This window comes from Coprococcus sp. AF16-22 (genome assembly GCF_003461545.1).
Lineage (GTDB): Bacteria > Bacillota > Clostridia > Lachnospirales > Lachnospiraceae > Coprococcus > Coprococcus aceti.
Window position 1 is genome coordinate 1 of sequence record NZ_QTXH01000027.1, and the last position, 2,367, is coordinate 2,367.

Annotated in this window: 4 protein-coding genes and 1 pseudogene; all 5 read right to left on the reverse strand. The window is 32.0% G+C overall.

All coding sequences use genetic code 11. The annotated features are described in order from the left end of the window. Nucleotides 1-39: 39 nt before the first annotated feature. On the reverse strand, nt 40-459 hold the full coding sequence (locus DWW60_RS13300) for a hypothetical protein (protein WP_117875556.1): 420 nt from the start codon (nt 457-459) through the stop codon (nt 40-42). Nucleotides 460-469: 10 nt separating this feature from the next. After that, entirely contained in the window at nt 470-1,054 is a 585-nt protein-coding gene (locus DWW60_RS13305) for a hypothetical protein (protein ID WP_117875557.1), read from the reverse strand. Continuing rightward, nucleotides 1,055-1,597, reverse strand: coding sequence for an RNA 2'-phosphotransferase (locus DWW60_RS13310; RefSeq protein WP_015533469.1), 543 nt, complete (start codon nt 1,595-1,597; stop codon nt 1,055-1,057). Further along, complete coding sequence (locus DWW60_RS13315) at nt 1,590-1,949, reverse strand: SMI1/KNR4 family protein (protein WP_015533470.1); 360 nt, start codon at nt 1,947-1,949, stop codon at nt 1,590-1,592. The genes DWW60_RS13310 and DWW60_RS13315 overlap by 8 nt, the downstream gene beginning before the upstream one ends. Nucleotides 1,950-1,958: 9 nt before the next feature. Beyond that, a pseudogene (locus DWW60_RS13320) lies at nt 1,959-2,367 on the reverse strand (ParB/RepB/Spo0J family partition protein); the annotation flags it as partial.

Here is a 2,367-nt window from a genome sequence, read left to right on the forward strand (position 1 = left end):
AGATTTTACTTCTAAGGAAGTCTTAAAGTATAACCATAATTAAATATAAACAATCACAATGCCTGTCTCCGATGATTTATTATCATAATATGAAAATATTTTTCCCCATGCATAATCATATTCTATTCCTGTAATACCTTCATTACTTGGAATTCCTAATTCATTTTTCAAAAAATCATTATTATGTTTTCTTAATTCTTTCAGAATATCATCATTCATTGTTTGATAATTCATTTTGTACTTCTCTTCAGCATTACTTAATTCAACTTTTGATATTATCTTATTATCACAAAAAATAGTAGTCCAGAACTTTTCTTTATTTAATTCCATTGGCTCCTTGGATATATATACTTTTCCAGTATTAAATTTTATTACATTGAATTCATCTGCATTTAATATATCAATACTCGTCTTTGGTTCAATAATATATCTTCCCAATTTAATTTTCCCATTTTTCATAGCATTTCTCCTACTTAATTTCATTCATCATACCGAAATATTCCTCTAGTGATATTTTAGTATTTGTTAAACTAATCGTTTGATTATCTAATTTTTCCAGTACTCCATTAGCACAATTAAAATCAAAATTAGGGTCAAATCTTTGCGCTAATCCTCCTTGACCAAATTGCGGATTATTCAAAGCGACTCCATCTGCCACATTTAGTTCTCCATGAACTTTGTAAGGAGTTAACTTACTTCTGTATTCTGCATAAGCCATTCCTTTTTCATAATATGGTTTTACTTGCAATCCTCCAAAGACCTTTTGAGCATCATTGCCTATAGTCTGCGCTACTTCTGATGTTATAGAATACCCCGTTGGGAATGGTTCGCCCATATAGATTATATCACCATCATGTAATGTTATATTCGTATAGGCATCCACACCAGTATAGGGATAACTACCTTGCCAAGCGGACGCTACTTCTGATGGATTACAACTTTCCCAACACACATTTTCTTTCCCATATGTATCCCTATAATAATTATACCAATCCATTTCTGTAACATCATCTATTGTTGTACTTCCACCCTTAAATCTACTGGCTTCTATCAACTATATTTCTGTTATATATTTACTTGGTATTACATCAGCTAACCATACCTTTTCATTTCCAAAATAAAAAAGTATTCCATCTTCCCAAGCTCTTTTTGCATCAATTTGCAAAACACATGGTTTATTATCACGTCTTAATCCAACACTCTGTGCTGTACTAATATCTTGTGACAAATGAACATATTGTCTTCCTTGAGGTAATAGACCATTAATTTTTATACTTGATAAAAATCTTCTAGCCGTACCATGATATAAAATATCTGGAGGTATCATTTTTTCTTTCTTTATGTGCATCGGAATTGAATGACCATAAAATGCTCTGATTTTTCCACCGCTTATTTCATGTCTCTTCTTCTCTGATTTATCTATCATAACTAATAAATCGTCTTCTGATGTACCTATCCATTTCATATCCTTATTCAGAGCATCCACTAATTGTTCTACTGACACCCAACCTTCTTCATCCATCTCCAACTCATATTCCCAAGGTGCATGACGAAGTGCATACGATACTTCTTTGCTTAATTCTTCATAATTAATCATCTGCTTCTTCCTCATCTATCATTTCCTGTATTGCTTCCTTAAACCATTCCCAGAAAGTATTATACTCTTTTCTCTGTTCATATCCAGCACTTGCAAAATCATGAATAATTTGGACTTTACTATTTTTTTTAATATCAAAACAAGCTATATCATCACTATCATCTCTTCTAGCAAAAGGAACAAGTTCTCTATCTGGATAACGTTCCTTTAATCCTTTAATTCTTTTTTCAACCTGTTCTTTGCTCATTAAGTACCAAAAATCAAAGTCCACCAGATTTAGTTCAACAATTTTTAAAAACTCTTTGGGATAATTAAATTCTTGATATACTTTACTTACATCATATATTTCCATGTTTGCCTCCTACTTTATTGTATCCATATCAAACGCTCCAAATGGATTACTATTTCTAAAAGATGCCTTTTGTTTTCCAACTCTTAGACTAATTGCATCGCCCCATGTAACAGGAACACCTTTCTTAGTTGTAAATCTCTCGATATATTCCTCAGGTAAAATATCATTATATCCATGCACATTAGCTTTAACATTAATACCAGCTTCTCTTGCAGATACAACACGTGTATTATCTATTGTTGTATATATTCCATCAGGCATTTCTACCACATCAATCGGGTCACCCTTCCACCCATTCTTCTTCATGCTATCTATAATCTCACTTGAACCATTTACAGACGATTGACTATATCTTATTTCTTTAGGATTAATTGTCTTACTTCCACCCTCACAAGTAATACTTCTTTCAGACTCCACC